The 2713-nt window shown below is 44.7% G+C and carries 3 protein-coding genes; 1 reads left to right on the top strand and 2 read right to left on the bottom strand.

Annotated features, from left to right (window positions below; all coding sequences use genetic code 11):
- The first annotated feature begins 592 nt into the window (after positions 1-592).
- A complete protein-coding gene (locus tag E5987_RS12510) occupies positions 593-1135 on the top strand; it encodes a hypothetical protein (protein ID WP_160336400.1) in 543 nt (180 codons plus the stop codon).
- A 125-nt stretch (positions 1136-1260) separates the two neighbouring features.
- On the opposite strand, the gene E5987_RS12505 is transcribed toward E5987_RS12510, so the two are convergent.
- Together E5987_RS12505 and E5987_RS12500 are read right to left on the bottom strand one after the other, a co-directional pair.
- Positions 1261-1647, bottom strand: a complete 387-nt coding sequence (locus E5987_RS12505; RefSeq protein ID WP_160336399.1) for an Hpt domain-containing protein — start codon at positions 1645-1647, stop codon at positions 1261-1263.
- A gap of 21 nt (positions 1648-1668) precedes the next feature.
- Positions 1669-2550, bottom strand: coding sequence for a hypothetical protein (locus E5987_RS12500; protein WP_160336398.1), 882 nt, complete (start codon positions 2548-2550; stop codon positions 1669-1671).
- Positions 2551-2713: the final 163 nt, after the last annotated feature.

Genomic DNA, 2713 nt, shown 5'->3' with positions numbered 1-2713 from the left:
GACGTAACCAGCAGGAAATCTGACGAAGAAAACTCTTTTTACTGGGACCTAATCCCCAAGAAACTAAGAGCGACGATGGAAGCTCTGAAGATAGCCGTGCCTCCAAGATTTATCACCTAGAGGGCACGGAATTCAGGATAAAGCGAGAGGTCGGTCGTTGAACTGACCTCCGGAAATCACTTGTGCGACGGAATTCTAAAGAGGGGAGGTCTCTTATCAACTTGACCGACGCAGGTCTACAGACAAAAAAAGGAGCACCTAAAAAATTTGTTTAGGTGCCCTTATTCAATCAGGAGCAAAGGCCGAATTGCTCGGCAGAATCTTCGCTCCTTCTCAACCTCAAATCCCAAGGAGAAGTGACAATATTCAATTGCCACAACTGAATATTAGCATAATTGCCTACTGATAAACCCTAATACTTCTATAAATCAACCCCATTTTGGGCGGGACGGTTTGCTTTCTAAGTGTTTTCACCGTGTCAGGATTCTCATCTGTTACTTACAATTCATTTCAACAAACCAACAAAAATCCCAAGGGCCTTCGCAATGCGAAGGCTTTTTTTTGCTTTTAATCCAAAAAGAAGGATGCTGTTTTGATTTTCTCTTTCTGCGTGTATCAAGTTGTTTCAAAAACCGAGTTTTACCCGGAACCTTTCTATGAGGAGGTCTATCCGGAAACGATTTATTTTGATGTTGACGCGTCGGACGCTAAAACTGCTGTTACAGCCGCAGCAGACTTTCTCGTCAATCTTCAACTGGAGTGCGACGAAAAGTATTTTGCTCTGCTTGATAAACATAACATTCGTTACCGCAAACGCGAAGAGATCATTGAAAGAAGGCCTTTTTTTATCACTCGTCTAGCCTATGCAGACGATTCGAAACAAAAACCAGTCCTTTCAGAACGACAGCTCAAGGATTACACAGCAATAAAGGAACTTCCCGCTATACCTAAGGTCCTAAATTTTTCCGCGGACCAAAAACCTAACAGCCTTCACTACCGCTTCTTCCGTAACCTCACGCAGCATCAATTTGTTTATGGTGCGGTCTTTTTAGCGATTGTGATTCTCCTGATTCTCGCGGTCCCTCAGTTTAGAGAACTCGGTGCTTTTGAAGTGATTGACTTGAAACCGGAATAGCCGCCAAAAAAGAGGCGCCTGTACAGGCGCCAAGTCTTTTGTCCCCCGGCATTGCCTACCGGAAGAATCCCATCATCAAATCCCAAGGAGAATCGTATTTGATGAGATTATCCTAGCATAAACCCTTAGGCAAATCCACTATATTTTTGACTATTCTCTTTGGCTTGTTCAATTATTTTGCAGATTCTTTGATACTCAGCCTGCACATCCGGTTCCATCGCAACGCCGTCATCCCATCTTCCTTCCTTAAAAGCAAGTTCCTGGGCCTTAACAAGGCGATTAAGCTCTGTGAACCCAAGCGTCGCGGTAATTGACTTTAGAGAATGCGCAGCGATCCTCGCCTCTTCTCTGCGCTGCTCTTTGATTGAAGAAAAGAGCTCCGAAAAGGTCGGATCTTCCGTAAAACGATAGAGATACTTCTCGAACATTCTTTCGCTGCCCATCATGAATTCAAGCGCAGCGTCCGCATTAATACCGTTCTCCTTGAGAAAGCTCCTGCATTTATCGTCCATTTTGTTCCTCTCACAGCTGAGTTATTTATCCGGCCTTCCTTTTTTGCATTCTGTCTCGGAAATGAATACGTTTACGATTGGTTTTCCATCTTTGTCCACGTGCCTGATTTCAAAACCGGGGAAACCTTCGTTCAGACGATCACGGAAGTCTGAATTTAAGCAGACTCCGTTCAGACTTCCGTTTTTAATTCGGTACTTGGCTTCTTCGTCAAACTGATCTGCCTGTTCCTTCAAATGTTTAATCGTATATAGAAGCGTGCCGTCTTCTTTAAAACCGTCCGCCGTACTTTCATATCCCTCTTCTTCAGCAATCTCAGGCATCACTGCGGTACCGCTGCGAGCAATCATAAGCGAGCGCTTCGGATCGCTTTTAATCAGTCTTCCCGAGGCTGCCCATGCGTCTCTGTCAAGATTCTGTTTGTGAACTTCCGCATTGAAATTCCTGCATGCTTTCATTTGTACTTTTACGCTGTCAAACCGGGTTCCTTCTCCGTCGTAAAAGTCATAATTCACATCGTCGATATCGTAATCAAAGTATGACGGTGTTTCTACGCAGGTCAGCCCCAAAAGAAACGTCCCGAAGTACTTCTTTTCTTCCGCTGAAAAACTCTGCGAAATCCTCTCCGGATAAGAAAGTTTGACCGAAACCGATCTGGAACCGTCCGGAGCCTTGATGTCGGCCCTGCCGTCCTCAAGCGCATCCCTATGATTCTTTAAAAGTTCTGCGAGTTTATCGTTAATGCCTTTAAGCGCCTCGATATTTGACTGAGTCGGCTGAGGCTTTTCTTTCGCCTGCTCTGCCTGCGGTTCTTCCTGCACCGGAGCGCTTCCTTCATACCAAAGGATAAACACTGCACCTGCCGCCGCTATTACGTATCGATAGTCTATTCCGAACCACTTCATCGGCTTTGCTCCTTTCTCATGATTCTCTCACTTTAGCAGAAACGATAAATCGAAAAACTATGTCGCATGAAACACTGCTCGCAACGTGTCATTTCCTGAAATCGGTTGACTACTTGATGTTGTTAAACCTAGTTAAAGTTTACTGTTTAAAGAGTAATCCCTG

The organism is Parasutterella muris (assembly GCF_009767915.1).
Taxonomy (GTDB): domain Bacteria; phylum Pseudomonadota; class Gammaproteobacteria; order Burkholderiales; family Burkholderiaceae_F; genus Parasutterella; species Parasutterella muris.
The sequence above is the reverse complement of the archived record's forward strand: the minus strand, read 5'-3'. Positions and strand labels throughout refer to the sequence as shown.